The sequence below is a fragment of the Mycobacteroides sp. LB1 genome, assembly GCF_013449725.1.
In the GTDB taxonomy this organism is placed as follows: Bacteria; Actinomycetota; Actinomycetes; order Mycobacteriales; family Mycobacteriaceae; genus Mycobacterium.
The window spans coordinates 776,450-803,010 of record NZ_JACCFF010000001.1 but is presented as its reverse complement, the minus strand read 5'-3'; the positions used below and the strand labels follow the sequence as shown (position 1 = coordinate 803,010).

The following is a 26,561-nucleotide window of genomic DNA, read 5'->3' as shown; positions in this document are numbered from 1 at the left end:
GCTGATCGTGATCTCGCCTTAGGCTCGGCGCATGGCCGACGATGACCTCCGTGATTTCGAAGCAGCCACCTTCACTCATGAGGGCGATACCAAGATCGTGTTGAGAAAGGGCAGTGGACCAGCGGTGATCGTGATCGCCGAGATGCCCGGAATCAGCCCCAAGGTTGCGAACTTCGCGCGCAAGGTGGCCGATATCGGTTGCACCGCCGTCATGCCGCACCTCTTTGGAAACCCCGGGCAGAGCGTGGATCCCAAGGCCGATGGCTGGCTCCGAACAGCCACCTATGGGCTGTCGTCGATGTTCCGTGGGTGTGTGAGCCGCGAGTTCACAGTGCTGGCCACCGGCAAGAGCTCCCCAGTGGTGGCATGGCTGCGCGCACTGGCCCAGAACGAGCATGAGCGCAATGGCGGTCCCGGAGTGGGTGCCATCGGTATGTGCTTCACGGGTGGATATGCGCTGGCCATGGCCGCTGACGACCGCCTGCTGGCGCCCGTGTTGTCTCAGCCCTCGTTGCCGTTCGGACTCACCAAGAATGCCCGCCACAACATCGATATCTCCCCGGAGGACCTGGCCAAGGTCAAGCATCGCTGTCAGCACGACGGGCTCAAGGTGCTCGGCATGCGCTTCACCACCGACAAGCTGGTGCCCGCCGAGCGGTTCGAGTTCCTCAGGGAGGAGCTGGGCGACGCCTTCATCGCCATCGAGTTGCCCGGTGATGCCGCGAACCCCAACTCGCTGATGCCACCGCATTCGGTGGTGACCGAACATCTCATCGACGAGCCTGGTCAGCCCACGCGCGCGGCGCTTGATCAGGTGCTGGAACTATTTCGGTCCCGGCTGCTGACCCCAGCCTGAAATATCCGCAGGTCAAAAATAACTTGTCAACCGATAGACGACCTTTTACTCTGGGCATCAGGAATTCGTGAGGATTCTCAACCAGACCTGTTCATGTGTGAGTAGACGGAAGGAGGAGCGATGAATACAGCCACCAATTACGGCGACACCTTGTGGCGTGATGCCCATGGTGCGTTTGTCGTATTGCCGATCGCTCCGCCGTCGCTCCTGACGCATGCCGCTGCCGCTAAGCCGGCGGTAGTTGCAATGTCGCCGGCCGCATCGGTTCCTGCGATTAAGCACCGCGCCGTCGCTGCCGCCGCGAATGTCGCGTCCGTGAATAGGGGATACATCTAGGTAGCCCCGCAACCGCCTCCTAGGCCACGGACCCGACACCACCGGGATCCGTGGCCACATTTGTTTGAGCCTCAAAACCTCAGACGTGGTTCCGGATCTCGATCGATAAGACACCGATACGAGATCAGAAGTTTTACAAGGAACCGAAGAGGAAGCAGGTGAACGGACAGATGATGACCGTCGAAACGGAGGCCCGAAGGCGTGCGCTACCGTGCCACGCAACGGATGCGGACCTGTGGTTCGCGGAAAGCCCCGCTGACCTGGAGCGTGCTAAGACGCTGTGCGCGGAGTGCCCGATCCGCTCGCAGTGCCTGACTGCAGCGCTGGACCGCGCGGAGCCCTGGGGTGTGTGGGGTGGCGAGATCCTGGATCAGGGTGTCATCGTGGCCCGCAAGAGGCCGCGTGGACGTCCCCGCAAGGATCCGCTGCCGGCAGCAGATCCCGCCGCAGCATGACCCGGCATGTCGTAGGCCCCGATAAGCAATGCTCCCCATCGCCCATGGCGGTGGGGAGCATTGTCATTAGGCGGGCTTGACGTTGGGTTCGAAGAACCCTGGCATCCATTCTTCGGCGATCGCGGCGTAGTTGAGGTGCGCGTCGAGTTGTACAAGCACTCCAATCATTCCGCCGAGCGTGCGCAGCAGCATGACGTAGCCCGGTGGCACCGTCATTTGACGCGCCAGCTTGAACCGTTCGGTGAAGCCCTCGTCCAGGAGATCGGTGGATGCCACCGCGGCCTGCTGGAACCACTGTCGCGTGAAGTGGAATTCGCCCGAGCGCAGCGGATCGACATACGGCCACAGCGGCCTGATGTAATCCATTACTTGATCCCCGGACAGTTGGACCTCTGACGGCATGAATCCGAGTTGCTTGATCAGTCGGATCACCTGATCCCATTGCTCATCCCGAGCCCAGCACAGCACCTCGCCGAACTCTGGCGGAATACCGCCGTGGTGCTCGGCTACGGCGCCGAAATCGATGATGCCGAAACGGCCGTCGGGTAGCAGCATGAAATTGCCTGGATGCGGGTCGGCGTGGACCAGGCCCACTCGTACCGGTGAGCTCACCGTGAACTCGAGCATCAAAGCGCCGGCGGAGTCGCGCTCCTCAGGAGTGCCCTCGGCGATGATCTTCGAGAGTCGCCGCCCCTCCATCCATTCGGAGATGATGACCTTGGGTGCGCTGGCGACCACGGCCGGGACGAAGAACTTCGGATCGCCGTCGAAGGCCTTTGCGAAGGCGCGCTGGTTGGAGGCCTCCTGGCGGTAGTCCAGCTCGGCCTCGATGCGGTCGCTGATCTCGGCCACGAGCCTGTCGATATCTGCTTTGGGCGCAATCTGTTTGGCCAGTGGCGTCATCCGCTGGATGAGCTTGAGATCCGCACGCAGTGCATCGTCGGCACCGGGGTACTGGATCTTGACGGCGACCTCGCGACCGTCCTTCCAGATGCCCTTGTGTACCTGTCCGATGCTGGCCGAGGCGACGGGTGTGTCGTCGAAGGACTGGAACCGGTCGCGCCATTTGGTGCCGAGCTGCGCGTCGAGCACGCGGTGCACCTTGGCCGCGGGCAGCGGTGGGGCCTCGCTCTGCAGTTTGACCAGGGCCTCACGGAACGGATCGGCGAACTGCGGCGGTATCGCGGCTTCCATCACCGATAGGGCCTGGCCGACCTTCATGGCGCCGCCCTTGAGCTCGCCGAGCACGTTGAAGAGCTCGTCGGCCGCCCGTTCCAGGAGTTCGGCGTTGACGTCGTCTTTGGAGGTGCCGGTCAGTCGTTTACCGACTCCGAGGACTGCGCGCCCGGCAATTCCGGCGGGCAGGCTCGCCAGCTTGGTCATACGTCCGATTCCGCCGCGGCGAATATCTGCCATTACAGACCTGTGCCCTTTCCGTCCGGCACCTTTGCCGGGACGTCTTGACGGAATGCTAGCTGGTGCTAGCTGGCGGCGACAGGTGTGTCTTCTCGAAAGCCCGGTACCCAGTCACCGATGATCCGCGCGTACGGGACTGTGGCGTCGAGCTGGGCCAAGATCCCGGTAATCCCCATCAGGACGCGGAAGATCATCACCTGGTTGGTGGGAAGGTTCAGATGCCTGCCGGTCTGGAACTGGGCACCACGTAGATCGCTGGACTTGGCGGCGACGCGCTGCAACCACTTGCGGCTGAAGTGGAATTCGTCTGTTTTCAGTGGATCGATGAACGGCCGGAGATAATCGTCGATCTCCTCCGGTGTCACGTCCTTCTTCGGCGGGATGAACCCTTCCTCACGGAGCAGAGGGATGAGCTCATCCCACTTCCCGTCCCGCTCAAGACGCCAGATCGGACCCAGGTTGGGCGGGAAGCCGCCTTCGTGGGTGGCGACGGCGCCGAAGTCCATGACGCCGAAACGTCCGTCGTCGAGGAGCATGAAGTTTCCCGGGTGGGTGTCGGCGTGCAGGATCCCGCAGCGATAGGGAGAGCTCACGGTGAACTCGACGAGACGCCTACCGCACTCGTTTCGCTCGTCCTCGGTGCCGTCGGCGATGATCGCGGAGAGCTTGCGGCCGTCCATCCATTCCGTGATGACGACCTTGGGGGCGGAGGCGACCACCGGAGGTACGTGGTACTCCGGATCCCCCGCGAAGGCTTTGGCGAACTTGCGTTGGTTGGTGGCCTCGATGCGGTAGTCGAGCTCCTCCTCGGTGCGCTCTATCAGTTCGTCGATGATGCTTTTGACGTCGGCACCGGGAACGATCTGCTTGAACAGTCCCGCGAGGCGTTGCATCGTTTTCAGATCGGAGCGCACGGCCTCGTCGGCGCCGGGGTACTGGACCTTGACGGCGACAACGCGTCCGTCGCTCCAGACAGCCTTGTGTACTTGGCCGATGCTGGCGGAGGCGACGGGCTTGTCTTCGAACGACTGGAACCGGTCGCGCCATTTGGTGCCCAGCTGCGCGTCGAGCACGCGGTGCACCTTGGCCGCGGGCAGGGGAGGAGCATCGCTTTGTAGCTTGGTCAGCGCCTCACGGAACGGCTCGGCGAACTCGGCTGGAATGGCGGCCTCCATCACCGAAAGCGCCTGGCCCAGTTTCATTGCCGCGCCCTTGAGCTCGCCCAGCACCTGGAACAGCTGCTCGGCGGCGCGTTCCATCATCTCGGCGTTGACTTCATCCTTGGACTTGCCGGTAAGTCGCTTACCGACGCCGAGTGCGGCGCGGCCCGCGATTCCCGCGGGAAGGGATGCGAGCTTGGCGGCACGTGCGGCGCGGCCGCGGCGGATCTCAGCCATGGCTACATCATGCCCGGTACGCACCCAATAATGACAACGCGCGTTTTCTTTTTCGGTCCTATTGTGCGCTGACCGTGCTGTCCTCGTGGAAGCCGGGGACCCATTTGTCGACGATGGCGGCGTAATCCACCGGGGCGTCGAGTTGTGCGGCGATACCGACCAGGCCGCCAAGGACTCGGAAGAGCATGAGGTAGTTGGGCGGCAGGTTCATCTGGCGGCTGGTCTTGAACGACTCGAGGAATTCTGCGCTCCGGAAATCGGTGGCCTTGGCCGTGAGTCGTTGCAACCACTTGCGGCTGAAGTGGAATGTTTCATGATTGAGCGGCTCGATGTACGGCGCAAGATAGGAGTTGACCTCTTCGTGAGAGACGTCCGTTGCGCTCGGCGGGATGAAGCCCTCTGACCGCAGTACCGCGGTCAGCTCTTCCCACTTCTCATCCCGGGCCAGGCGCAGGATCGGTCCGAAGCCCTTGGGGAGGCCGCCCTCATGGGTGGCGCAGGCGCCGAAGTCCATGACGCCGAATCTGCCGTCTTCAAGCAGCATGAAGTTTCCGGGGTGAGTGTCGGCGTGCAATAGCCCGCAGCGGTACGGGGAGCTGATGCTGAATTCCAGCAGCAGATGTGCGCAAGTGCTGCGCTCGTCCTCGGTGCCCTGGGCGATGATCTCCGAGAGTTTGCGGCCCTGCATCCACTCGGTGATGATCACCTTGGGGGCGGATGCCACGACTGGTGGCACGTAGAACTCGGGGTCGCCGGCGAAGGCCTTGGCGAAGACGCGGTGGTTGGTGGCCTCTATGCGGTAGTCGAGTTCTTCTTCGGTGCGATCGATGAGCTCGTCGATGATGGCCTTGATATCGGCACCGGGAGCCACCTGCTTGAACAGTGAGGACAGTCGCTGGATGGTCTTGAGGTCCGAGCGGACGGCATCGTCGGCGCCGGGGTACTGGACCTTGACGGCGACAACGCGCCCGTCCTTCCAGACAGCCTTGTGTACTTGGCCGATGCTCGCGGAGGCGACCGGTTTGTCGTCGAAGGATTGGAAGCGTTCGCGCCACTTGGTGCCGAGTTGGGCGTCGAGCACGCGGTGCACCTTGTCTGCGGGCAGCGGGGGTGCGTCACTTTGCAGTTTGGTCAACGCCTCGCGATAGGGCTCGCCGAACTCGGGCGGGATGGCGGCTTCCATCACCGAGAGCATCTGGCCGATCTTCATGGCCGCACCCTTGAGCTCGCCGAGCACCTGGAACAACTGCTCGGCGGCCTTTTCGACGAGCTCGGCGTTGACCTCTTCTTTGGACTTGCCGGCAATTCGTTTGCCGACGCCGAGCGCGGCGCGACCGGCGATGCCTGCCGGGAGGGATGCGAGCTTGGCGGCGCGTGCTGCGCGGCCGCGCCGGATTTCTGCCATGCCAATATCATGCCTGGCGCGCGCGAATATTGACTCAGCGGCCCATACTGTCAACCCGCGGCGAAGTAGGCACCGCACCCACACAGCGGGTGCGCGGTCCAGTGCCGGGCGGTCAACGCGTGGGTGGCCAGGTCGAGCTCGAGTGTCGCGTTGAGCGTTGCCAGCGGTCCTGGCGTCTGTCCGCGGATGGCCGACAGCACCCGATCGATCTGTGCGAGCGCCACCGCGACGGTGCCCAGCACCGTGGCCGGGGCGGCGACGCCCACGGTTCCGGTGAGCTGAGCCGCGACCGCAGGCCACTGCTCGTCACGATCCCGGCGATGGCGGTCGGCGCATTCCAGACAACTGGTGATACCGGGCAGAACCATGGGCCCGATGAGACCGGTGCCATCGCGCGCCCGGACGGCGAGATGCGGCACATTGGCACAGGCGAGCGTGCGCAGCAGCCTGTTGTCGACTATCAGATCATCGGCGAGTATCACCAAATCCGCATATTGCCAAGACTTTCCGTGTGCCGACTGTGTCGAGCGCTGGATGCGTGCCGAGCTATGCCGCAGTGCTACGGCGAGAGCGTCGGAAAGCGGACCGCGGCCGACGATTCGGATCATCGGCGATGCGACCGCGAGCGGACGGGTTCGACGGATTACCGCGCCGGTGTCGACCAACTCGTCCAGCAGGGACCGGATGTCCTCGATATCGTGAAAGTCCTTGACACACTGAAGGTTCAGTATCTGATCCCAGGTGAGTTCATCGCTGAGTGAGCTCAGCAGCTGTCGTACCGCGGCGGCCGGCGCGTTCGTCGAGGGGCGCACGATTACTGCGCGACGTGGCGCCCAGCCGATCTGCACCCCGTTGTCCGGCCGCGGCAGCACGGGACGTGCTGGGTCGAGGGTGAACGTCGGCTCGCTGGACATGACCCACTGTGGCATATCCGATGCGTCCGGCAGGCAGCCGAAAGCCGTTTATCCACAGCCCGATTCGGGTGCTGACCAGCGCCGAATAGGCGCCGCCTCAGTTTTCTCAGTCTTGCGGGGGGGTGCCCGGATCGAGCTTCTCGATCTGCGCGATCGGGTCATCGGCGGGGTCGGTGCCGCCGACGATGCGATCGATGAAGGCGGCGGGGTTATCCAGATCGCCGGAGTCGGGGATCAAGTCGGGGTGTGCCCAGACCGCGTCGCGCTTGTCCACGCCGACCGCGTCGGTAAGCCGCCGCCACAGGTCCGCGGCCTCACGCAGCTTGCGTGGACGCAGTTCCAGACCCACCAGGGTGCTGAAGGTCTGCTCGGCGGGGCCACCCGTCGCGCGGCGACGGCGCAATGTCTCGCTGAGGGCCGCGGTCGCCGGGATGCGTTCGCCCAGCGCATCGGTCACCACGGTCTGCACCCATCCCTCGACCAGAGCAAGCAGGGTCTCCAGGCGCTCCAGCGCCTGCTCTTGCTGCGGTGTGGTCTTCGGCTCGAAAATGCCCTGGGAGAGAATCTGTTCCATATCGGACGGATCGTTGAGCGAGGCGGGGTTGAAGCCGCGTGCGGCTTCCTCAATGGCGCTCATATCGATGGTAATGCCCTTGGCGTACTGCTCGACGGTGTCCAGCAGCCGGATGGTCAGCCAGCCGACGCCACTGAACAGGCGATGATGTGCGGCTTCCCGGGCCGCCAGGAACGTCATGATCTCGCCCTTGGACTGTTCCAGACCTTCCGAGAACGCCTCGATGGCGGCCGGCAGTAGGGCCGCGGTGCCCTTGGGGCCCAACGGCAGTCCGATATCGGTGGAGGTCAACACCTCTCGGGACAGCTGTCCGAGGGCCTGGCCGAGCTGAGATCCGAAGGCCATGCCGCCCATCTGGGTCATCATGCCCAGCAGTGGACCGGCCATGCCCTGGGCCTCTTCCGGGAGGTTCGCCGCCCACATGCCCGAGATCTGTTCGGCGACAGGATCGACCAATCGCTTCCAGGTCTCCAGGGTGTTGTCCACCCAATCGGTTGGGGTCCAGGCTGCGGTACGGGTGGCGCCGGCGGGCAATGTGGTGGCGCCGTCCAGCCAGGTGTCGGCGAGGTGCACCGCATCGGTGATGGCCGATGTGGTGCTCTCGGTGATCGGGGCGACGAAACCGATTGAACTTGAGGCTAGTTGACGGGCGATGTCGTAGTTGACCGGGCCTGCGGGGGTACCGCTGGCCGCGCCTGCGGCCGCACCGCTGAACATTTGGCCCAGCTGGGTGAAGATCTGGCCGAGGTCGGCCGGATTGAATCCCCCAGATCCGAAGCCGAACGGGTCCGCACCCGACGAACCCGGGCCGGACCCGGATCGCTCGCCGTCGCCCCGCTCGCGGTCAGGGTCGTCGCCAGCAGCGAATCCAAAGGGGAAGTCGGCCATATCTCCACGGTACCGCCGGTTGATGCGGCTCGATCACGCTCACGGCGTAATCAGAGGAACACACCGAATTTCCCGCACGCGATCAGGCCAGGAAACGTGCGCGGACCTCGGGCGGCGGCACCGGGCAGGTGTCGTACCGGCCGAACACCCGGTACCGGATGCCCGCCACCAGCCGGTAGAGCGCATCGCGGACCGGACGGGGGATCAACCGCGCGATGAGCGAGGCGCGCCTGGTTCCGCCCAGATACTCGACGACGCGTAACACCGCGTCGGAGCGGATATGTATTCGTTCGGCCGGCCCACCCGGGTTGTCGACGATCACGAAGGAGTCGACGCCGACGAGTTCGGGGTGCCGTTCGATCACCTGCTCGCCGTACTCGCTGTCGAGTGCCGCGAATCGCATCGTCCCGACCTGGTCGTCGCGCAGGATCTTTTTCACCGCACCGTTGCACAGTGCGCACACGCCGTCGTACAGCAGGACGGGGGCATCCTCGTTCATCGAACCTCCACCACGAGAGTAATGGCGGCGGGGTACCAATCGGCTGTTGCCATAGGGTGACGGCATGAATCGCCGCGTTGCGACGTTGCTGGTCGCGCTCATCCCGATCCTCGCCTTCGGGCTGTTGATATCGGTGATCACGGTGCCGTTCGTATCCCTGGGCCCGGGCCCGACGTTCAACACCCTCGGGCAGGTCGAGGGCAAGGAGGTCGTCGACATCAAGGGCACCAAGGTGGACCCGGTGTCTGGTCACCTCAACATGACGACTGTCTCCCAGCGTGACGGGCTCACCCTGGCCGATGCGCTGCGGTTGTGGGCAAGCGGACGTGAGCAGTTGGTCCCGCGGGATGTGGTGTACCCACCCGATCGGTCCAAGGACCAGGTCGACAAGGAGAACGACCTCGAATTCAAGAAGTCGGAGGAGAGTGCCGAATTCGCGGCGCTCGGATACCTCAAGTACCCGTCTGCGGTGACCGTTCTGACCATCAGCGAGGACGGACCGTCCAAGGGGAAGCTGCAGGAGAATGATGCCGTCACCGCCGTCAACGGGCATCCGGTCGCGACGCTTGAGGAATTCACCGCACAGCTCAAGCTCACGAAGCCGGGCGACGTGGTGGCCCTCGATTACAAGCGCAAGAATGCCCCCAGTGGCACGGTGAAGGTCACGCTCGGCAAGAACGGGGACCGCGATTACGGATTCCTGGGGGTCGGAGTGGTGCAGGCGCCGTGGGCGCCGTTCACCATTGACTTCAATCTGGCGAACATCGGCGGGCCGTCGGCCGGACTGATGTTCAGCCTCGCGGTGATCGACAAGCTGACCCCCGATGAGCTCGACGGTGGAAAGTTCGTCGCCGGAACGGGAACCATCGACGCCGAGGGCAAGGTGGGACCCATCGGCGGGATCACGCACAAGATGCTGGCCGCCAAAGACGCTGGAGCGACGGTGTTCTTAGTACCCGCGGGCAACTGCGCCGAAGCGAAGGCAGACGGCGGGCAGGGGCTGACTCTGGTCAAGGTCGGCACCCTGACAGAAGCGGTTGACGGACTCAACGCCCTCAACCACGGTGGTCAACCGCCCAGCTGTTGACGCTGGTCTGCGGCTACAGTGGGGTGAATCCAGCCGCTGAGCGGTGCTGATCACTCGACGAGGAGCGTAGCGACGTGGGAATGCGGCCAAATGGGGCTCTGCCACGATTGACCCGACGGAGCCGGCGCCTGGTCGCCGTGGCGTTGGTGATCGTGGTGCTGTTGTTGATCGGGCCGCGCCTGGTCGACACCTACATCAACTGGCTGTGGTTCGGTGAACTCGGCTTCCGTGATGTGTTCACCACCGTGCTGCTGACCCGTCTCGCGTTGTTCCTGATCGTTGGAACCCTGGTCGGTGTCGTGGTTTTCGCGGGCATCGGGCTGGCGTATCGGGCACGGCCGGTGTTTGTGCCCGCCAAGGGGCCGGGTGACGCGCTGGCGCAGTACCGCGCACTGATCCTGTCGCGGGTGCGGCTCTTTGTCTTCGGCGTACCCGTGCTCATCGGAGTGCTGGTAGGCGTTGTCGCCCAAAGCTATTGGATGCCCGTGCAGCTGTTCCTGGAGGGCGGGGAATTCGGGATCAAGGATCCGCAGTTCGGGCTGGATCTCGGTTTCTTTGCCTTCGACCTGCCGTTCTACCGATTCGTGTTGACGTACCTTTTCATCGCGGTCTTCGTTGCTTTGTTCGTCAACGCCCTGGTGCACTACATCTTTGGCGGTATCCGACTCTCCGGGCGCGCTGGCACGCTGTCGCGTCCGGCCCGTCTCCAGCTGGTGACGCTCGTCGGAATCCTGGTGCTGCTCAAGGTGGCCGCGTATTGGCTCGATCGTTACGAGCTGCTATCGCATACGCGGGCGGGTAAGCCGTTCACCGGTGCCGGGTATACCGATATCAACGCGGTGCTGCCGGCCAAGCTCATCCTGCTGGCCATCGCGGTGATCTGCGCGGTCGCGGTGTTCTCGGCGTTGGTGTTGAAGGATCTGCGGATTCCCGCGATCGGCCTGGCGCTGTTGCTGCTCTCCTCGTTGGTAGTCGGCGCCGGGTGGCCGTTGATCGTCGAGCAGTTCAGCGTCAAACCCAATGCCGCGCAGAAGGAAAGCGAGTACATCTCGCGCAGCATCAAGGCGACCCGCGACGCCTACGGTCTGACCCCGGACGTGGTGTCCTATCGGGATTACAGTGGCACGGCATCGGCGCCCACCGGCAGCGAACAGCTGGCCAAACAGGTTGCCGCCGATCGGTCGACGATGGCCAACATCCGGGTGCTCGACCCGAATATCATCAGCCCGGCTTTCACCCAGATCCAACAGGGCAAGAACTTCTACGGTTTCCCAGAGGCGCTGTCGATCGACCGGTACCGCGGGAAGAGCGGCGAGCTGCGTGACTATGTGGTCGCGGCACGTGAGCTAGATCCGGCGAAACTTCGTGATAACCAGCGGGACTGGATCAACCGACACACCGTGTACACCCACGGCAACGGGTTCATCGCGGCTCCGGCCAACACCGTCCGGGGGGTGGCCGACAAGCCGGATGAGAATGGTGGTTATCCGGAGTTCCTGGTCAACGCCGTCGACGACAACGGCAAGATTCAGTCCGATGGCCCGGCGCAACTGGATCAGCCGCGCATCTACTACGGCCCGATCGTGGCCAGCGGTACCGACGACTACGCGATCGTCGGGAAGAGCGGCAATGACCGTGAGTACGACTATGAGAACAATGCCGGGACCAAGAACAGCACGTACTCCGGTACGGGTGGGGTGCCCGTGGGCGATGCGCTGGCGCGCACGGTGTTCGGTCTGAAATATGCCGAGCGAAACTTCCTGTTCTCCAATGTGATCGCCGACAACAGCAAGATTCTGTTCAACCGTGACCCGAACCGCCGCGTGGAAGCGGTGGCGCCGTGGCTGACGGTGGACAGCGGCACGTACCCGGCCGTCGTCAACAAGCGCATGGTGTGGGTCGTTGACGGTTACACGACATTGGACAACTACCCGTACTCCCAGGAGATGTCGTTGTCGGAGGCCACCTTTGACAGCCAGGTGGGCAAGACCGGGGGAGCGCTGCCCAATCGGCAGGTGTCCTATATCCGGAACTCGGTCAAGGCCACGGTGGATGCCTACGACGGCACGGTGACCCTGTACCAGCAGGACGAGAAGGACCCCGTGCTCAAGGCATGGATGAAGATTTTCCCGGGAACGGTTAAGCCCAAGGCAGATATCTCGCCGGATCTCGCGCGGCACCTGCGGTACCCCGAGGATCTGTTCAAGGTTCAGCGTGCCCTGCTGACCAAGTACCACGTGAGTGATCCGGTGACCTTCTTCAACACCAGCGACTTCTGGCAGGTTCCGGATGACCCGAATGCCCCGACCGGTTCGCAGCCGCCGTATTACATTGTCGCGAAAAACATTGCGGAGAACGATAATTCGGCATCGTTCCAGTTGACGAGCGCGCTTAATCGCTTCCAGCGTGACTTCCTGGCCGCCTATGTCAGTGCCAGCTCCGATCCCGAGACCTACGGCAAGATCACTGTTCTCACGGTCCCGGGAACGGTCCAGGGCCCGAAGCTGGTGAACAATGCGATCACCACCGACAACCTGGTGTCCTCGCATGTCGGCATCATCAAGAACCAGAACATCCTCAAATGGGGCAACCTGCTGACGTTGCCGGTGGCCAATGGCGGGCTGCTGTTCGTTGAGCCGCTCTATGCCTCGCCCAGCCAGGGTGATCAGTCCTCGTATCCGCGGTTGATCCGTGTGGGCATGTACTACAACGGCAAGGTCGGTTACGCGACGACGGTGCGGGATGCGCTCGACATGGTGTTCGGGCCGGGCGCTGGTGCGACGGCGACCGCCCCGGCGGTTGAGCCGGGCAGTGTCATCGCACCGCCGCCGGGCGGCCAGAACCCACCGGTGACGCCCACGCAGGGCGCCCAGGTGCCGCCACTGCCTGTGGCATCGTCCGAGCTGTCCTCTGCGAAGGCCACCGCGCTGCAGGAGGTCCAGCGGGCCATTGTCGAGGCGAAGGAGGCCCAGAAGAGTGGGGACTTCGCACGGTACGGGCAGGCGCTGAAGAGTCTTGACGATGCGATGGCGAAGTTCACACAGGCCAAGTAGGACGGGCTGGTCTCTGCCACTGCGTGAAAGCGCAAGTGGCAGGGACAAAGCCGCTATTGGTGCCGAGAACATGCAGGCCAGGCAAGCGATTTGGTGACAGCGCACGCGCCCGGTAACCTTGTGTTCACCACCGCGGGGTGGAGCAGCTCGGTAGCTCGCTGGGCTCATAACCCAGAGGTCGCAGGTTCAAATCCTGTCCCCGCTACTAGGTAAGACGGCCCCCGGAGTCTGACTCCGGGGGCCGTTTTCATTTCCCGAGCAGGGGTTGACGGGCCCGCCCGCGGGGCATGGAATGACAGGTATGCAGAAGCGCTCGATCGAGGCATTGGTACGTCAGCTCTTCGAGCGCACTCGCGAGGGTCACAACGCCGCGGACACCGTCGTCGGTGGCCATGAACGAGTCCTGCGCCAAACGGTGATCGTATTGCGGCAGGGTTCCAAGCTCGGCGAACACGAGAACCCGGGTGAGGCGACCATCTACGTCATCCAGGGTTCGGTTCGCTTGGTGGTCGGCGACGAACATTGGGACGGTCGTGCCGGTGATCTGATAGAGATTCCCGATGCCCGGCACTCGCTGGAGGCCTTGGCTGATTCAGCGGTCTTGCTGACCGTCGCGAAGCACCGCTGAGCAACGCGGCTAGCTTGCCAGGGTTATCCGTGGCAGGTAGCCGTTGAATCCTGGCCCGCGGTGGTGTCCTCGACCTTGACCTTGCCGTTGATGATCAGGCGGCACGTCACTGCGGCCCCGGCGGATTGGGCGCTGACGAAGTACGGCGGATCGGTGATGTCACTGGTGAAGGTCCAGGCCCAGGTGTGCTGAGTGCCATCGACGGGCTGTTCGCGCATATGCCCAAGGCTGTCTCTCCAGGTGATCGCGGATATCGGGCGATCTGAACTGATGACATAGAGGACGGTGTCCGGAGGCTGCGGAGTGATGGCGAGTGAAGCGCCGAATGCTGTCGCACCGACTGCAGTGGTGCAGGCGGTGATCAGAGTTGCTGCGAGTGCCACGGGTCAGCCCTGCCCATCCTTATCTTGTTGTGCTGAGGGCACAGTACGCCCGATCACGTTCACGCCGTGGCGATTTGACGATCTGAATTCGGGAGAGTCGATCCCCGTCGCGCGCGTCGATGTCTGCCGCGAGATGATGGACGCATGGGTCTCATCGCGCTGCCTACTGCCGTGCTCACCGATGCCGATATCGCCGATGCGCTGAGCCGCGCGGTACGGGTGATCAACCCGGTGCTCTCCGTGCTGGCGGAGTCCGATCCGTTCGGCTTCAAGGAACGCACTTACGAGCTGGGTGCGGGTGAAGGAGTCCTCGACAAGGCGTTGGATGCCCTTGCGTGCGCCCTGAACACGGCCACCACCCCGGGCACGCAAGCGTGGGAGAAGCTGGACACCCACGGGAAGGCGCACTGGTGGGTGCAGCGCGTCGGTGCGGTCAACACCGTATTCGTTGCTTTCCCAGGGATTTTCGGGGTGCTCGCGGCTCGGTTGCCGGTGCAGGATCTCCTGGGATTCTCGAACCAGGCCATCGTGCTGTGCGCCGTTGCCCGCGAGCTCGGAATCGACAACCACCAGGAGCAGGTTCGCCTGCTCGCAAAGGTGTTGTGCAATCGCACCCTCAGCGATGTGACGCTGGCCGGTGCCGACGATCAAGAGCCGGAAACACCGCGGAGTTGGTCGCCGTTCGCGCTGGCCCGCACCTTGTGGCACCTTGCCGGCATCCTGCGGGCGATCGGCGACGAGCTGGAGAAGCGGCCGCAGCCCAAGCCGATCTTCCGTTACCTCGGAATGCTGCCCGCGGTAGGCAGTATCGCCGGATACATCGGGGAGTACGGGGCGCTGCGGCGGGCTGCGAGCGCAGGCGAGCAGAGCATCGCCGCGCAATCACAAGCTGTGGATGCCTAGTCGCCGAGGTTTTCGTCCAGGTGCGCTCGGACGCTATCCCAGAGGTCGAGAACATCCACGCTGAGACGCTCCCATATTTGGATGATCACGGGATCGGCCGCGTCGATGAGACCCAGCAGTATGTGGCCGGTGCAGATCTCTTTGTGCCGTCGGCTCGTTGACGCCGTCGTCGCCAGCTCAAGTGTCCGTTGGGCCCCCGGTGTGAACGGGATCTTCTCCGTCGGTGGCTCCTGGCCCATCGGGACGACCTGTTGAACCACCCGTGCCCCATTCTCGGGCCGAACTCCGGCCGACGCGAGCGTCCGTGCACCGAGTCCCGCCCCTTCGCCGAGTAGACCCAGCAGGAGGTGTTCGGCACCGAGGTAGTTGTGCCGCCGTTCGCGCGCTTCTTCTTGCGCGATCATGATGACCTGCCGCGTGCCCTCGTTGAATAGATGGAACATGGCCCTCCCTATCTCTGGCTCAACGTACATCTTGCCGGAGTCGGGTTCTCCCGTGAGCTACTGTCACGACATGACCGCTCTGAAGGTGTTGGCTGGAACCGGTTTTGTGGCAGTCGGGCTGCTGACGGGGTGCTCGGGTGTCCTCAACCAGGGTGGCGACACAAAATGCAAGGACTTCATCTCCGCCGAGGAACAGAAGCAGAACGATGCGGTGAGCAAGATGCTCAAGGATCAACGTGGGCGTGACGCGTCGAACCTGGAGATCTCCGCGACGCGCACGTCGGTCACGATGTACTGCAAGACACTCGGGAACGACAGCAGCAAGATCCGCGAGGCTCCGCACATCTAGGGAGGGGCCAACTGGCGCGCTGCCTGGGGCAGGGGAGCGCCGTGTGTTCGTTTACCGAAAGCTCGCGCGGCCCTGCCGTGCGCCGCGTCGCCGGTGATTAGCCGGTTGCGGCGCCCCGTTCTCGTTGCCCGCAATGCGCTTCGAGCGGCACTCAGCTATCTGGTCACGTCAGTGATAAGAACCACAACAGTTATTGGGCAGTGATCCACGTCATCGGGTACGCTCGCGCGGTGCAGGACGGAAAACCGCAGGTAGGACGATGGATATGGTCGCTGATGTAATTAGTTGCGACAAGTTGCTCAGGCACCCGCGTGGGCTGGTGTGGGAGCTGATCAGCTCTCCCGACATGTACCCCATGTTCTTCACTGGGGTCGGTTCCTGCGAGACCTTGATCGAGAACACCGAGGCGGGGCCGGACCCCGAATACGTGGTGCTGTCCGCGAAGGCGAAGACCCGTGTTCGGCTAATCCTCAGCAATACCAAAGAGAGCCTCACGATTGAGGGTGTCGACAACGACGGGCTGATCTCCGTCCGCCTGTTCGAGGAACGATCCGCGCAGACCCGGGTCCGTATCACGGTGTTGCGGGCGGGTGCCGTTCTGCCTCCGGGTGTCAAGAAGCCGAGCGTCGCCGTCAACCAATGGTTGATGGGCGGACTGGACAGAATTGACGACTATCTGTCCGGCGCGCCTACATCCACAGTGTCGAGCATGGGTGATAACGGAAATCTTCAGGTCAGCATCGCCCGGCTGATGATCGGTGTGGGCGTGGTGCGCATCCCGCGCCCCGACCGCGGACTTCGCCAGCTGGGTTCACTGGCGCGGTGGGGATTCACCCTCCAGGGCGGATATGCGGCGGCCGCCGCGCGCGCCCCCAAGCAGCTCGCGATCGCAGACGACGCCGGGCAGCTGACATTCGAGCAACTTGACCGGCGCGCCGAGGGGCTGGCCACCGGTCTCATGCGCGACGGCATCAACGAGACATCCAAGATTGGCCTGCTGGCTCGCAACAACATTGCCATGGTCGAGTGCCTGATTGCCTTCGGGATGCTCGGTGTGGACGTGATGTTGCTCAACAATGCGCTGGCGGCAACTCAAATCCAGATTGCTGTGGCCCGCAACAACCTCACCAAAGTCTTCGTGGACGACGATCTCGACGAGCTCGTCAGATACGTGCCATGGGAGGTCGAGCTCATCAGCACCGGCCGACGCAGTGCCGTCAGTGGGCGCCGAGGGCTCGACGATTTCATGGTGACCGACAAGCCTGGGGTGTTGCCACCGACCCGTCCGGGCCATCAGGTGGTGCAGACCTCGGGTACCTCCGGGACGCCCAAGGGGGCGTTGCGGCCGACGCCGCGTGGGTTCGCCGTCATCGCGGCGATGCTTTCGCGGATGCCGATGAAGATGGACGAGACCATGCTCATCTCGGCGCCGATCTTTCACTCGTGGGGGCTGGGCTGTCTGCAGATCAGCACACCGCTGCGGGCAGCGGTGATTCTGCAGGAGAAGTTCGATCCGGAGGAGTGCTTGCGGGCCATCGCGACCCGCCGCGTGACGACGCTGATCGCGGTGCCAATCATGTTGCAGCGCATCGCCGATTTGCCCGCCAAGGTGCGGCAGAAGTACGACACGTCGAGCCTGCGTCTGGTCGCCTGCAGTGGCTCGCCCCTGAATGCCTCGCTGGTGCAACGGTTTACCGATGCGTTTGGTGACGTTCTGCACAACTTCTATGGATCCACCGAGGTATCCTGGGCGACCATCGCCGACCCCGAAGACCTCAAAACCGCACCGACCACGGTGGGAAGGCCACCGCTGGGCACCACCATCGCGATTCTCGACGCCGACCGGCGCCCGGTGCCGCGCGGTGTGACGGGCCGAATCTTCGTCGGCAATGAGATGTTGTTCGACGGGTATGTGGCTGATCCGTCACCGGCGTCGGTAAACGGTCTGCTGGACACCGGCGATCTGGGGCATCTGGACGCCGATGGGCGCCTGTACATCGATGGCCGAGACGACGAGATGATCATCTCCGGTGGAGAGAATGTTTTCCCGCGACCGGTGGAGGACGCGTTGTCCTTCCTGCCTCAGGTTGCCGACGTGGCCGTGGTCGGGACCACCGACGACAGCTTCGGACAGCGACTGTCCGCGTTCGTCGTGCTGCACAAGGACGCCGGCCTGGACGGAGACATGGTGCGAGCCTTCATCAAGAATCGGCTCAGCAAGTTCCATGTGCCCCGCGATGTGTATTTCATGAAGACCTTGCCCCGCACATCGACCGGCAAGGTCATCAAGCGGCTGCTGCTCGCGGACTGCGAGCGCGACGGCATCAGGCCCGAATAGATCAGACTTGAGTAGCGGAGGCCGCCCATCCGCTCCAGCGGGTGATGTCGGTCAGCACCATCGGACCGGTTGGCGGTGTCTCGCGATACTGCCGATACTTGTTGGCCAGCAAGGCAATCCACTTGGTGTCGGGTGTGTCGAGAATATGTGCGGCGCCATCGGCGCGGACCCACCACAAGGCTGCCCAGTCCTCGTCATAGTGGTCTGCCAGGAAGCTGACGGTCGGATTGGCGGAGATGTTGCGCACGCGCTGTAGATCGTTGCGCGACTTCGGTTTGTGATCAACCGCCCAGCAGATGACGTCATCAGCGACGACGAATGTCACCGGAACGAGATGCGGGACACCGGATTCGTCCACCGTCGCCAACCGAGCTATCGCCGCCGCCCGGAAGCGGTGGCGCGCATCGATGGGATCGAGACGCACGCCTAGCGAGCGCCTCCGTTGCAGATATTGGCCAGGACGTGGAAGTTGTTGCCGCCGTCGAATAACAGGCCGCTGACCGCGGAGCCACGGTCAACGATCTCGGGGGAGGAGCGCACCTCGGGGGTGGCGGCCAGCCAGGCGCCGGCGAGGTCGTAGGCACCGCTGAGACCGTCGGCGTACGCGGTGAGCTGTTCGCGTGCGGCGGGCTCGGTGATATCACCGAGGTTGGCCCGGACGCCGTCGTTGGCGCGTCCCCACATATCCCGGGCCTGACCGATGGCCTCGTACTGACGGTCCAGGCCGGAGTAGGCGGGATTGTCGGCGCGCAGGTACATCAGGGCCTCGGTGACGATCGGGCCGTTGTTGGCGGGGTCGTCGACGGCCTTCGACATGTGGTCGATTGCAGCGCAGGTCGACTCATCGGCGCTGGCAACCGGAACGCCGGCGCCGAACGACATGAGGGCACACGCAGTGACCGTCAGCAGACCAGATCGAACCCACGCCATGAAGTCCTCCAGAAGTTGAAGCAAAGCAATGTGTGCCTAGCAGACCAGCGCAGCCTATCCGAAGTGGACCATTCCAGATACCGGAGCGGTGGGTGACACTCAGCTAACATCGGCGATCATGACTCTGGTTGCGAAGGGGCTCGCGCGGACATTCAAGCGTCACGTTGCGGTGGCCGAGGCTGACATCACTCTCGCGCCTGGCCAAATTACCGGGCTGGTAGGCCCGAACGGTGCCGGAAAGACCACGTTATTGCTCATGCTGGCGGGTCTGCTGCTGCCCTCCGGTGGCACTATCCGAATGGACGGCGAGGCGGTGGACCCCGTGCGGCTCCGCGAACGGGTGGGGTGGATGCCGGATGTGTTCGGCACGTGGGAATCGTTGACCGCCGAGGAGATCTTGGTCGCGTTCGGGCGCCTCTACGGTCAGCGAGCGGCACAAGCGCGGCAACGTGCGGCAAGGCTGCTGGCCGGTGTGCACTTGACCGAGTTCGCCGATCGCCCCGCGCAGGAACTCTCGCGGGGGCAGAAGCAGCGGCTGGGCTTTGCGCGGGCCCTGGTGCACGAACCGCAGGTGCTGCTGCTCGATGAGCCCGCTTCGGGTATGGACCCAAGGTCCCGCTTCGAATTGCGTGATTCGCTTCGCGCTCTGGCGGATTCAGGGTGTGCCGTCCTGGTGTCCTCACACATCCTCACCGAGTTGGCGGAAATGGTTGACCACGTGGTGATGATGAGTGCGGGCCGCACCGCGCCGCCACCGGCTGCGGTCACGACCACCTGGCGAATCCGCCTGCTGGGCCAGGCCGTTGGTGCGTCGACCTATCTGACCTTCGCCGACGATGATGAAGCGGCCCAGTACCTTGCACGCACAGTCGGTTCCGGGGCGCCGGTACTGGAGTTCGCCCGGGCGACGAACGCGCTGGAGGATTCCTACTTCGCATTGGAGGCGGACCGCACATGACGACATGGTGGCAGCCCGTCGGGACTATTGCCGGATTGGAACTGCGCCAGCGCATCCGGACCACTCGATGGCGGATGACTCTGGCGGTGGCCTTCCTGGCCATCTCGCTGCTGGTGTTCGGGTCCCGTTACGCCGCAACCGCTACTGGTGATGGTTCGGCTGATGGCTGGGCCCGGGATTTTTACGCGATGATTGGCGGATTCGTACTGCTGCTCGGGCTTGTGGTTGCACCCAGTATGACGGCGACGTCGATCAACGGCGATCGCAAGGATGCGACCTTGGCGGTGGTGCAGGCGACCCCGATTACGGCGGTGCAGCTGGCTCTCGGCAAGTTGCTCGGGGGCTGGGCCGCCTCGCTGGCCCTTCTCGTGGTGTCGGCGCCCTATCTGATCTGGGCGGCGTTGGTGGCACCCTATTCGATCGCTACTTCGCTGCTCGGGATCGTCGTGGCTGCGTTGTTGTTCCTGTGTTACTGCGGAATTGGGCTCGGGTTCTCGGCGCTGTCTGCGCGCCCGGTGAGCTCGGCCGTTCTCACCCAGCTGACAGTGTTCTTCATGATCCTTGGTCTGCCGGCGATCATGGGCTTGCTCACCCCGTTCGTGCGGGAGACAGTCGTTGTGCTTCGGCCGTTTTCGGAATACCACGGCGGGAAACGCGGTGCCTGCATGGAGGTGCAACGTGAGATCACCGTGACGCACATGGAGCGAACCTGGTGGCTGTTGGTGCCGAATCCGTTCGTGGTGACCGCCGATGTGGTCGCGCAGACCGACCCGGCCCTGACTGCCAGGCCGCAATGGCGTGGCGACGTTGTGCACTATGAGCAGGAGACGATATTGCTGTCACTGGGGCGTACGGTCTCCGAGCTGCGTTCGGGAACGGATGACGCGCAAGACATGCGGTGTGCTGATGACTCTCGTGATTGGTTGGAAGACCGCGAATATCAGAGCCGATTCGTCGGCCACACGTGGTACCTGGGCCTCGCGGTCAACATTCTGATCGGAGTATTGGGCGTGCTGGTCGCGATCCGTCGGTTGCGCGTGCCGGTCGAGACGCTGCCGCGCGGGGTCCGGATCGCCTGAGGCGCAAACCACAGCGGCCCCTCCGGGTGAGTCCCGGAAGGGCCGCAATGGATCTTGATTGACGCGTTACTTGAGCTCTGCGGAGCTCAGCCCCAGCAGGCGGCGGGCGACGACCAGTTGCTGGATCTGCTGGGTGCCCTCGAAGATGTCCAGGATCTTTGAGTCCCGGCCCCACTTCTCCAGCAGCGTGCGCTCGGAATAGCCGGTGGTTCCTGCCATTTCGACGGCCTTGAGGGTGATATCGCTGCCGACCCGGCCGGCCTTGGCCTTGGCCATCGACGCTTCCATCGAGTTGGGGATGTTGTTATCGGCCTGCCAGGCGCTGCGCAGGGTCAGCAGGTACGACGATTCCCAGTCGGCCTCCATCCGGATGAACTCGGCGGCGGCGGCGTGCTGGGCATGCGGCGGCCTGTCGTAGGAGATCTCGATACCGGCGTCCTCGAGGATCTTGCGCAGCTCCTCCAGCGAGGCCCGCGACACGCCCACGGCCATGGCGGCCACGATCGGGCGGGTGTTGTCGAAGGTGCTCATCACACCGCCGAAGCCCTTTTCGGTGTTGATCTCCGGATCGCTGAGGATGTAATCCTTGGGGATACGGCAGTTTTCGAACCGGATGACGGCGGTGTCGGAGGCCTTGATGCCGAGCTTCTCCTCGAGCCGTTCCACGGTCACACCCGGGTGCTCACGCGGTACCAGGAACGACTTGATGGCGGGGCGGCCCTTGGACTTGTCGAGCGTCGCCCACACCACGATGTGGGTGGCACGCGAACCGGCGGTGACGAAGATCTTCTCGCCGTTGATGACGTACTCGTCGCCGTCCAGCTTGGCGGTGGTGGTGACCGCGGCAGAGTCCGATCCGAACCCCGGCTCGGTGATGGCCATGGCGGCCCAGATCTTGCCGAACCGGTCACCGTCTTCCTTGCTGGTCACGCTGGATACAGCGGCGTTACCCAGGCCCTGGAAGGGGATCGAGAGCAGCAAGCCGCAGTCGCCCCAGCTCACCTCAAGGGCGTTGAGCAGCGCGGACATGTTGGAGCCGTTGACATTCTGCTTCTTGGTGTTCTCCTCGGCGCGGAAGGCGTCGGCGCCGGCGAACTCGAGTGTGCCTGCCGCGCTGACCCCCGCGAAGAGGGTCTCGAGGGTGTCGAGCTCGATGGGGTAGGTGTGCTCGGCCAGGTCGTACTTGCGTGAGATGGGCCTCATCAGCTCGGTGGCGCCCTGGCGCCCCTTCTCGGCGACTGCCTGCAACTTCTTGGGGAGTTCCAAATTGATTGCCATGAAAAGACTTTCGTGTAGTTGAGAAAGTAGAGGGGGACTAGGGCTTAGAGAATGACAACGCCTTCGGCGACGCCGACTGCGCGCAGGTTCCGGTACCAGCGCTCCACCGGGTGCTCCTTGGTGAAGCCGTGGCCGCCGAGCAGCTGTACACCGTCGAGGCCGATCTGCATGCCCTTGTCGGTGGCGAGTTTGCGGGCCAGCGCGGCCTCGCGGATGAAGGGCAGGCCCTGCTCCGCGCGGGAGGCGCCGCGCCAGGTGACCAGGCGCAGCCCGTCGAGCTCGATGGCGATGTTGGCGCACATGAAGGCGACGGCCTGGCGGCGGGCGATGGGCTCGCCGAACGCCTCGCGTTGCTTGACGTAGGGGATCACGTAGTCGAGCACGGCTTGGCCGGTACCGACCGCGAGGGAGGCCCAGCCGAGGCGTGCCAGGGCGACGGCCTCGGAGTAGTCGGACTCGCCGGCGCCGTCCTCGCCCAGGATGTTGGCGGCCGGGACGGCGACATTGTTGAGGTTCAGGCGTCCCAGGGCTGCCCCGCGGATACCCATGCTCGAGTCTTCCTCGATGGTGATGCCCTCAGCGCCGGACTCGACGATGAACAGCGTCGGGCGGCCGTTGTGGTTGGCGGCCACGATGAACAGCTCGGCCTGGGCCGCAGCGGGCACCAGGGACTTCACGCCGTTGAGGCGGAAGCCGCTGGGGGTGCGGGTGGCCGTGGTCTTGAGGCTGAACGGGTCGAACAGCGCCTGCGGCTCGGCGATGACCACCGAGGCCTGCGGGACGTTCTCGCCCGCGAACTCCTTGAGGTAGGTGGCCTGCTGATTGGCGCTGCCCCAGTTGGTCAGCGCGGAGGCGACACCGGACGGCGCCAGGATCGGCAGCGCCAGGCCCATGTCGCCGTACGAAAGCGCCTCGGCCACGAGGGCGTTGGTGACGGTGGAGCGCTGTGAGGCGATCCCGTCGAAGTCCTCGGGGATATTGATCGCGGTGACGCCCAGTTCGGCGACCTTGGTCAGCAGATCAGCCGGGTAGGTCTTGGTCTTGTCGGATTCGTAGGCGGCCGGACGGATGACCTCTACGGCGAACTCCATCACGGTGTCCGAGATCATCTTCTGCTCGTCCTCGGGTTTGAGGTCGAAGAAGTCGGCGTTCGCCTTGTCGAGACGCTTCGGTCCGCCCTTGCTGCCGTTGATCTTCTTGAAGGTGCGGTTGGCGATACCGAGTGTGGTGAAGATGCCCTTGGTGCTCTCGAACAGACCCTTGTTGAAAGCGCTGCGAAGGTTGTATTTGTCCAGCAGCTCCGATCCCGCGATCGGGGTCAGCACAGCGATGAGGATGTCGATCGCGCCACGCTTGTGCTTCTGCAGGCCGACGCCGGTCTCGTACTTCGCCGGGTTCTTAGCCTTGGCGGCCTTCTTGTCGCGACTCGGGGTCAGCGTGTTGGTCATGTCACCAGCCGTTTCTGGGGTCAATAAAAGGTGTGCGGGGAGATTGATCGGAACCTTACTCCGAAGTAAGAAACCGTATCTTACTAAGCGGTAAGATCCGCGCAAAACGAGGTGCACGTCACACCGGGTTTCTGGTGTGAGGAGGCGGAGTTACGAGAGCGCGCTCAGTACCTCGTCGTGCAGCAACCCGTTGGTGGCCACCGCGCTGCCGCCATGTGGCCCGGCCTCACCTGCCAGATTCGTGAATCGCCCACCGGCCTCGCGGACCAGGATGTCCAGCGGGGCCAGGTCCCACAGCGAGACCTCGGGTTCGGCGGCGATGTCGACCGCCCCCTCGGCCACCAGGCAGTACGAGAAGAAGTCGCCGAGCCCACGGACGCGCCACACCTCGTCGGTCAGGTCGAGGAATCGGTCACGCGTGCCTCGGTCGGCCCAGCCCGACAGGCTGGAGAACGACAGGCTTGCGGACGCCAACTGGTCCACCTTGGAGACGTGAATCTGTCGGGGTTCTGCTGCGCCGACACGTGAAAATGCGCCCAGATCCTCCGCCGCCCACCAGCGCCGCGAGAGTGCTGGCGCGCTGATCACGCCGACGACGGGTACGCCGTCGACAAGCAATGCGATGAGCGTGGCCCAGATGGGGACGCCGCGCGCGAAGTTCTTGGTGCCGTCGATGGGGTCGATCACCCAGCTTCGGCCCAGTCGGCCGTGTCCTTCGAAGTCCCCGCCGTACTCCTCACCGAGCACCGAGTCCTCCGGGCGTGATCGGTGCAGCAGCGAGCGCAGGACGGCTTCCACCGAGGTGTCCGCATCGGTCACCGGCGTCAGGTCGGGTTTCGTGTCCACCCGAAGATCGAGCGCGCCGAACCGGGACGTGGTGATTTCATCGGCGGCATCAGCCAATTCGAGTGCCAGCCGACGATCTTCGCGCAAGGACACGGTGGGCGTCATGCCTGCAGTCCTACCATGGCAGTGTGTGGGAATTTTTGGCACTACTGCTGATCGGCGGCTCGCTCGCTCTCGTCATCATGCAGGTGCGACGCGGCAGGCAGGCTCAGCCAGGTATGAACGCGGTGGAAGGAACCCTGTTGGTGACCGGGGTCAGTCCCCGCCCCGAGGGAGTGATCGGCGGGCAGCTGGTCACAATCAGCGGCGCGCTCAACGGTCCAACGGTCGCCGAGTACATCACCTACCGGCAGATCGTGCGCGATGTCAGCGACTGGCCACGCATCGGTGATCTGATTCCCGTGTTGTACTCGCCGAAGAATCCCGAGCGCTGGGATGTGCTGCTGGCTCCATCACCTGGCCCTGCGCCGCAGCAGTATCCAAGCGGGGCGCCGTCGATCGAAAACATCGATCCGGTGCCGCCGCCACCCCCGCCCGCAACACCGCCGCCACCGGGACCCGTTGACGATTCGTCGTCATCGGAGGATCCGGCGAAGAAGCACGAACCGCCTCCGCGGTATTACGAACCGCCGCCGCTGTAACAAGGCGGCCCGAACCATGTATGCAACGCGTCGTTGAGCCCGTTGGCCGTGCCGTCGCCGACCCAGGCGACGTGCCCGTCCGGTCGGATCAGCACCGCCTCGGGAGCCTTGACGACACCTATGACCGGAAGCTCCCATGGGCCAACGTATTCGGCGTCAATGGCGTCGACCCGATGTGACCATCCAGAGGTGCCAGTGATGGGTGCGCCCAGGTTGAGAAGCACACCGCGCGCATCGTGCAGCAGTGTGAACACGCGCACGATGCCATCGCTGGTCAGCACATCGAGATCCGGCATGCGCCGTCCAAGGAGGGGATGTCCGGGGCCCATGTCGTAGTGGATGTCCAGGCCACTCATCATCGCCGTGATGTGGCGTCGTGGCGTGTCGAAGGTGAACAGCTCAGTGATGATGTCGCGCAGCGCGTCAACCCGCTCGCCGGAGCGGCTGAGTGCGGTTTGTGCCATGGTGTTGTGGAGCACCCGAGCCGCGACAGGGTGCCGTTCTGTGTGATAGGTGTCCAACAAGCTTTGGGGCGACGTCTCATTGACGACCTGGGCTAGCTTCCAACCGAGATTGACTGCGTCCTGGACGCCGGTGTTGAGGCCCTGCCCGCCGATGGGGAAGTGCACATGGGCTGCGTCACCGGCAAGGAGCACCCGTCCCTTGCGGTATGTCGCAGCCTGCCGGGTCACATCGGTGAATCGGGAAATCCATGTGGGACTGTGTATTCCGTAGTCAGTGCCGCGAGCGGCGACTAGCGCCTCGCTGAGGTCGCGGAGGGTTGGCTCACCTGTTCGGCCGAGCTGCGGCTCGGTTACCAAGACTCGAACGGGACCTCCCTCTTCGAATTTGAAGAAGGAATGCAGGGCGCCCTCGCGGTGGATACCCCACTCCGGTTCCTCGATTACCTCGACATCTGCGACCAGGCAGCTGGTCGATGGATCCCAACCTGGGAATTCGATGCCGGTGATCTTGCGGACCAGGCTGCGTCCACCGTCGCAGCCAACCAGATACTGCGCGCCCAGCGTCGAGCCATCGGAGAGTTCGATATCGACGGCGTCGTCGGATGGATTGAACCCGGTGACCGCACGCCCTCGATAGATCGGCACCCCATGCTCGCCGACCCATTCGGAGAGGGTGCGCTCGATGCGGTATTGCAGCAGCGCCAATCCGAATGTGTGTCTGGTCGGCAGGCCGGTCATATCCAGAAGGAGCGCGGAAAAATGCGCGACGGGTGCGGTAAATCCTTGGGGTAGAAACCGGTCAACGATCCCGCGTTGGTCCAGCACTTCGAGGGTGCGTGACGTCATGCCGCCCGCGCGCGACCCGTCCAGGTCGTGGGTCGCGCGCCGCTCGACAATGGCCACGTCTACACCCGCCAACGCCAGCTCGCCCGCCAGCATCAGTCCTGTCGGCCCGGCGCCAGCGATTACCACCGCGTGTTCAGTCATAGGGGC

Annotated in this window: 26 protein-coding genes and 1 tRNA gene; 13 read left to right on the top strand and 14 right to left on the bottom strand. The window is 64.0% G+C overall.

Features of this window, described 5'->3' with window-relative positions; all coding sequences use genetic code 11:
• Window positions 1–31: 31 nt before the first annotated feature.
• From MLB1_RS04150 to MLB1_RS04140, 3 genes are all read left to right on the top strand, one after another.
• Complete coding sequence (locus MLB1_RS04150; RefSeq protein WP_180748426.1) at window positions 32–856, top strand: dienelactone hydrolase family protein; 825 nt, start codon at window positions 32–34, stop codon at window positions 854–856.
• A 120-nt stretch (window positions 857–976) separates the two neighbouring features.
• Window positions 977–1,192 (top strand): hypothetical protein, encoded by a 216-nt coding sequence (locus tag MLB1_RS04145; protein ID WP_180748425.1) that lies wholly within the window; start codon window positions 977–979, stop codon window positions 1,190–1,192.
• Between the two features lie 170 nt (window positions 1,193–1,362).
• On the top strand, window positions 1,363–1,647 hold the full coding sequence (locus MLB1_RS04140; RefSeq protein WP_180749679.1) for a WhiB family transcriptional regulator: 285 nt from the start codon (window positions 1,363–1,365) through the stop codon (window positions 1,645–1,647).
• Window positions 1,648–1,713: 66 nt separating this feature from the next.
• Here MLB1_RS04140 and MLB1_RS04135 read toward each other — a convergent pair whose 3' ends face one another.
• The 6 genes from MLB1_RS04135 to MLB1_RS04110 all read right to left on the bottom strand — a co-directional run bounded on the left by MLB1_RS04135 (window position 1,714) and on the right by MLB1_RS04110 (window position 8,740).
• On the bottom strand, window positions 1,714–3,063 hold the full coding sequence (locus tag MLB1_RS04135) for an AarF/UbiB family protein (protein ID WP_180748424.1): 1,350 nt from the start codon (window positions 3,061–3,063) through the stop codon (window positions 1,714–1,716).
• Between the two features lie 65 nt (window positions 3,064–3,128).
• Window positions 3,129–4,460 (bottom strand): AarF/UbiB family protein, encoded by a 1,332-nt coding sequence (locus MLB1_RS04130; protein WP_180748423.1) that lies wholly within the window; start codon window positions 4,458–4,460, stop codon window positions 3,129–3,131.
• Between the two features lie 58 nt (window positions 4,461–4,518).
• Window positions 4,519–5,865 (bottom strand): AarF/UbiB family protein, encoded by a 1,347-nt coding sequence (locus MLB1_RS04125; RefSeq protein WP_180748422.1) that lies wholly within the window; start codon window positions 5,863–5,865, stop codon window positions 4,519–4,521.
• A gap of 50 nt (window positions 5,866–5,915) precedes the next feature.
• Window positions 5,916–6,794 (bottom strand): hypothetical protein, encoded by an 879-nt coding sequence (locus MLB1_RS04120; RefSeq protein WP_180748421.1) that lies wholly within the window; start codon window positions 6,792–6,794, stop codon window positions 5,916–5,918.
• Between the two features lie 91 nt (window positions 6,795–6,885).
• The gene (locus tag MLB1_RS04115) at window positions 6,886–8,241 is read right to left on the bottom strand and encodes a zinc-dependent metalloprotease (protein WP_180748420.1); all 1,356 of its coding nucleotides are present in this window, start codon (window positions 8,239–8,241) and stop codon (window positions 6,886–6,888) included.
• An 82-nt stretch (window positions 8,242–8,323) separates the two neighbouring features.
• Complete coding sequence (locus tag MLB1_RS04110) at window positions 8,324–8,740, bottom strand: DCC1-like thiol-disulfide oxidoreductase family protein (RefSeq protein WP_180748419.1); 417 nt, start codon at window positions 8,738–8,740, stop codon at window positions 8,324–8,326.
• A gap of 64 nt (window positions 8,741–8,804) precedes the next feature.
• On the opposite strand from MLB1_RS04110, the gene MLB1_RS04105 reads away from it, so the two are divergent.
• The 4 genes from MLB1_RS04105 (at window position 8,805) to MLB1_RS04090 (ending at window position 13,508) form a co-directional block, all read left to right on the top strand.
• Window positions 8,805–9,827, top strand: a complete 1,023-nt coding sequence (locus MLB1_RS04105) for a PDZ domain-containing protein (RefSeq protein ID WP_180748418.1) — start codon at window positions 8,805–8,807, stop codon at window positions 9,825–9,827.
• 74 nt (window positions 9,828–9,901) lie between these two features.
• Window positions 9,902–12,880 (top strand): UPF0182 family protein, encoded by a 2,979-nt coding sequence (locus MLB1_RS04100; RefSeq protein ID WP_180748417.1) that lies wholly within the window; start codon window positions 9,902–9,904, stop codon window positions 12,878–12,880.
• Between the two features lie 131 nt (window positions 12,881–13,011).
• Window positions 13,012–13,085 (top strand) — tRNA-Met (locus MLB1_RS04095).
• Between the two features lie 96 nt (window positions 13,086–13,181).
• On the top strand, window positions 13,182–13,508 hold the full coding sequence (locus MLB1_RS04090) for a cupin domain-containing protein (protein ID WP_180748416.1): 327 nt from the start codon (window positions 13,182–13,184) through the stop codon (window positions 13,506–13,508).
• Window positions 13,509–13,531: 23 nt separating this feature from the next.
• On the opposite strand, the gene MLB1_RS04085 is transcribed toward MLB1_RS04090, so the two are convergent.
• Entirely contained in the window at window positions 13,532–13,891 is a 360-nt protein-coding gene (locus MLB1_RS04085; RefSeq protein ID WP_180748415.1) for an MmpS family transport accessory protein, read from the bottom strand.
• A 123-nt stretch (window positions 13,892–14,014) separates the two neighbouring features.
• On the opposite strand from MLB1_RS04085, the gene MLB1_RS04080 reads away from it, so the two are divergent.
• Window positions 14,015–14,794, top strand: a complete 780-nt coding sequence (locus tag MLB1_RS04080) for a hypothetical protein (RefSeq protein WP_371750588.1) — start codon at window positions 14,015–14,017, stop codon at window positions 14,792–14,794.
• On the opposite strand, the gene MLB1_RS04075 is transcribed toward MLB1_RS04080, so the two are convergent.
• Entirely contained in the window at window positions 14,791–15,237 is a 447-nt protein-coding gene (locus MLB1_RS04075) for a Clp protease N-terminal domain-containing protein (RefSeq protein WP_255485586.1), read from the bottom strand. The two genes, MLB1_RS04080 and MLB1_RS04075, sit on opposite strands and share 4 nt — an antisense overlap.
• A 70-nt stretch (window positions 15,238–15,307) precedes the next feature.
• Between MLB1_RS04075 and MLB1_RS04070 the strand changes: the two genes are divergently transcribed.
• Both MLB1_RS04070 and MLB1_RS04065 read left to right on the top strand, forming a co-directional pair.
• A complete protein-coding gene (locus MLB1_RS04070) occupies window positions 15,308–15,586 on the top strand; it encodes a hypothetical protein (protein ID WP_219602549.1) in 279 nt (92 codons plus the stop codon).
• A 265-nt stretch (window positions 15,587–15,851) separates the two neighbouring features.
• A complete protein-coding gene (locus MLB1_RS04065; RefSeq protein ID WP_180748411.1) occupies window positions 15,852–17,924 on the top strand; it encodes an acyl-CoA synthetase in 2,073 nt (690 codons plus the stop codon).
• Window position 17,925: 1 nt separating this feature from the next.
• On the opposite strand, the gene MLB1_RS04060 is transcribed toward MLB1_RS04065, so the two are convergent.
• On the bottom strand, window positions 17,926–18,348 hold the full coding sequence (locus MLB1_RS04060) for a TIGR03668 family PPOX class F420-dependent oxidoreductase (protein ID WP_180748410.1): 423 nt from the start codon (window positions 18,346–18,348) through the stop codon (window positions 17,926–17,928).
• A gap of 2 nt (window positions 18,349–18,350) precedes the next feature.
• On the bottom strand, window positions 18,351–18,854 hold the full coding sequence (locus MLB1_RS04055; RefSeq protein ID WP_180748409.1) for a hypothetical protein: 504 nt from the start codon (window positions 18,852–18,854) through the stop codon (window positions 18,351–18,353).
• A gap of 118 nt (window positions 18,855–18,972) precedes the next feature.
• Between MLB1_RS04055 and MLB1_RS04050 the strand changes: the two genes are divergently transcribed.
• Both MLB1_RS04050 and MLB1_RS04045 read left to right on the top strand, forming a co-directional pair.
• A complete protein-coding gene (locus MLB1_RS04050; RefSeq protein ID WP_180748408.1) occupies window positions 18,973–19,812 on the top strand; it encodes an ABC transporter ATP-binding protein in 840 nt (279 codons plus the stop codon).
• Window positions 19,809–20,891: an ABC transporter permease subunit gene (locus tag MLB1_RS04045; RefSeq protein WP_180748407.1), complete on the top strand. Its 1,083-nt coding sequence runs from the start codon at window positions 19,809–19,811 to the stop codon at window positions 20,889–20,891. The genes MLB1_RS04050 and MLB1_RS04045 overlap by 4 nt, the downstream gene beginning before the upstream one ends.
• 66 nt (window positions 20,892–20,957) lie before the next feature.
• On the opposite strand, the gene MLB1_RS04040 is transcribed toward MLB1_RS04045, so the two are convergent.
• The 3 genes from MLB1_RS04040 to hisN form a co-directional block, all read right to left on the bottom strand.
• Window positions 20,958–22,169, bottom strand: a complete 1,212-nt coding sequence (locus MLB1_RS04040; protein ID WP_180748406.1) for an acyl-CoA dehydrogenase family protein — start codon at window positions 22,167–22,169, stop codon at window positions 20,958–20,960.
• A 44-nt stretch (window positions 22,170–22,213) separates the two neighbouring features.
• Window positions 22,214–23,617 (bottom strand): acyl-CoA dehydrogenase family protein, encoded by a 1,404-nt coding sequence (locus MLB1_RS04035; RefSeq protein WP_180748405.1) that lies wholly within the window; start codon window positions 23,615–23,617, stop codon window positions 22,214–22,216.
• A gap of 150 nt (window positions 23,618–23,767) precedes the next feature.
• Window positions 23,768–24,568, bottom strand: coding sequence for a histidinol-phosphatase (gene hisN, locus MLB1_RS04030; protein ID WP_180748404.1), 801 nt, complete (start codon window positions 24,566–24,568; stop codon window positions 23,768–23,770).
• Window positions 24,569–24,591: 23 nt separating this feature from the next.
• Here hisN and MLB1_RS04025 point away from each other — a divergent pair, with 23 nt between their 5' ends.
• Complete coding sequence (locus tag MLB1_RS04025; RefSeq protein WP_180748403.1) at window positions 24,592–25,104, top strand: DUF3592 domain-containing protein; 513 nt, start codon at window positions 24,592–24,594, stop codon at window positions 25,102–25,104.
• On the opposite strand, the gene MLB1_RS04020 is transcribed toward MLB1_RS04025, so the two are convergent.
• On the bottom strand, window positions 25,083–26,555 hold the full coding sequence (locus tag MLB1_RS04020) for an FAD-dependent monooxygenase (RefSeq protein WP_180748402.1): 1,473 nt from the start codon (window positions 26,553–26,555) through the stop codon (window positions 25,083–25,085). The two genes, MLB1_RS04025 and MLB1_RS04020, sit on opposite strands and share 22 nt — an antisense overlap.
• Window positions 26,556–26,561 lie beyond the last annotated feature (6 nt).

Excerpts from the sequence above, each read along its gene's own strand:
- MLB1_RS04075 (WP_255485586.1), bottom strand. The coding sequence starts at position 15,237 with ATGTTCCATCTATTCAACGAGGGCACGCGGCAGGTCATCATGATCGCG.
- MLB1_RS04065 (WP_180748411.1), top strand. The coding sequence starts at position 15,852 with ATGGTCGCTGATGTAATTAGTTGCGACAAGTTGCTCAGGCACCCGCGT.
- MLB1_RS04035 (WP_180748405.1), bottom strand. The coding sequence starts at position 23,617 with ATGACCAACACGCTGACCCCGAGTCGCGACAAGAAGGCCGCCAAGGCT.
- MLB1_RS04135 (WP_180748424.1), bottom strand. The coding sequence starts at position 3,063 with ATGGCAGATATTCGCCGCGGCGGAATCGGACGTATGACCAAGCTGGCG.
- MLB1_RS04020 (WP_180748402.1), bottom strand. The coding sequence starts at position 26,555 with ATGACTGAACACGCGGTGGTAATCGCTGGCGCCGGGCCGACAGGACTG.
- MLB1_RS04050 (WP_180748408.1), top strand. The coding sequence starts at position 18,973 with ATGACTCTGGTTGCGAAGGGGCTCGCGCGGACATTCAAGCGTCACGTT.
- MLB1_RS04105 (WP_180748418.1), top strand. The coding sequence starts at position 8,805 with ATGAATCGCCGCGTTGCGACGTTGCTGGTCGCGCTCATCCCGATCCTC.
- MLB1_RS04115 (WP_180748420.1), bottom strand. The coding sequence starts at position 8,241 with ATGGCCGACTTCCCCTTTGGATTCGCTGCTGGCGACGACCCTGACCGC.
- MLB1_RS04125 (WP_180748422.1), bottom strand. The coding sequence starts at position 5,865 with ATGGCAGAAATCCGGCGCGGCCGCGCAGCACGCGCCGCCAAGCTCGCA.
- MLB1_RS04150 (WP_180748426.1), top strand. The coding sequence starts at position 32 with ATGGCCGACGATGACCTCCGTGATTTCGAAGCAGCCACCTTCACTCAT.
- MLB1_RS04055 (WP_180748409.1), bottom strand. The coding sequence starts at position 18,854 with ATGGCGTGGGTTCGATCTGGTCTGCTGACGGTCACTGCGTGTGCCCTC.
- MLB1_RS04070 (WP_219602549.1), top strand. The coding sequence starts at position 15,308 with ATGACCGCTCTGAAGGTGTTGGCTGGAACCGGTTTTGTGGCAGTCGGG.
- MLB1_RS04120 (WP_180748421.1), bottom strand. The coding sequence starts at position 6,794 with ATGCCACAGTGGGTCATGTCCAGCGAGCCGACGTTCACCCTCGACCCA.
- MLB1_RS04090 (WP_180748416.1), top strand. The coding sequence starts at position 13,182 with ATGCAGAAGCGCTCGATCGAGGCATTGGTACGTCAGCTCTTCGAGCGC.
- MLB1_RS04110 (WP_180748419.1), bottom strand. The coding sequence starts at position 8,740 with ATGAACGAGGATGCCCCCGTCCTGCTGTACGACGGCGTGTGCGCACTG.
- MLB1_RS04130 (WP_180748423.1), bottom strand. The coding sequence starts at position 4,460 with ATGGCTGAGATCCGCCGCGGCCGCGCCGCACGTGCCGCCAAGCTCGCA.
- MLB1_RS04040 (WP_180748406.1), bottom strand. The coding sequence starts at position 22,169 with ATGGCAATCAATTTGGAACTCCCCAAGAAGTTGCAGGCAGTCGCCGAG.
- MLB1_RS04140 (WP_180749679.1), top strand. The coding sequence starts at position 1,363 with ATGATGACCGTCGAAACGGAGGCCCGAAGGCGTGCGCTACCGTGCCAC.
- MLB1_RS04145 (WP_180748425.1), top strand. The coding sequence starts at position 977 with ATGAATACAGCCACCAATTACGGCGACACCTTGTGGCGTGATGCCCAT.
- MLB1_RS04045 (WP_180748407.1), top strand. The coding sequence starts at position 19,809 with ATGACGACATGGTGGCAGCCCGTCGGGACTATTGCCGGATTGGAACTG.
- hisN (WP_180748404.1), bottom strand. The coding sequence starts at position 24,568 with ATGACGCCCACCGTGTCCTTGCGCGAAGATCGTCGGCTGGCACTCGAA.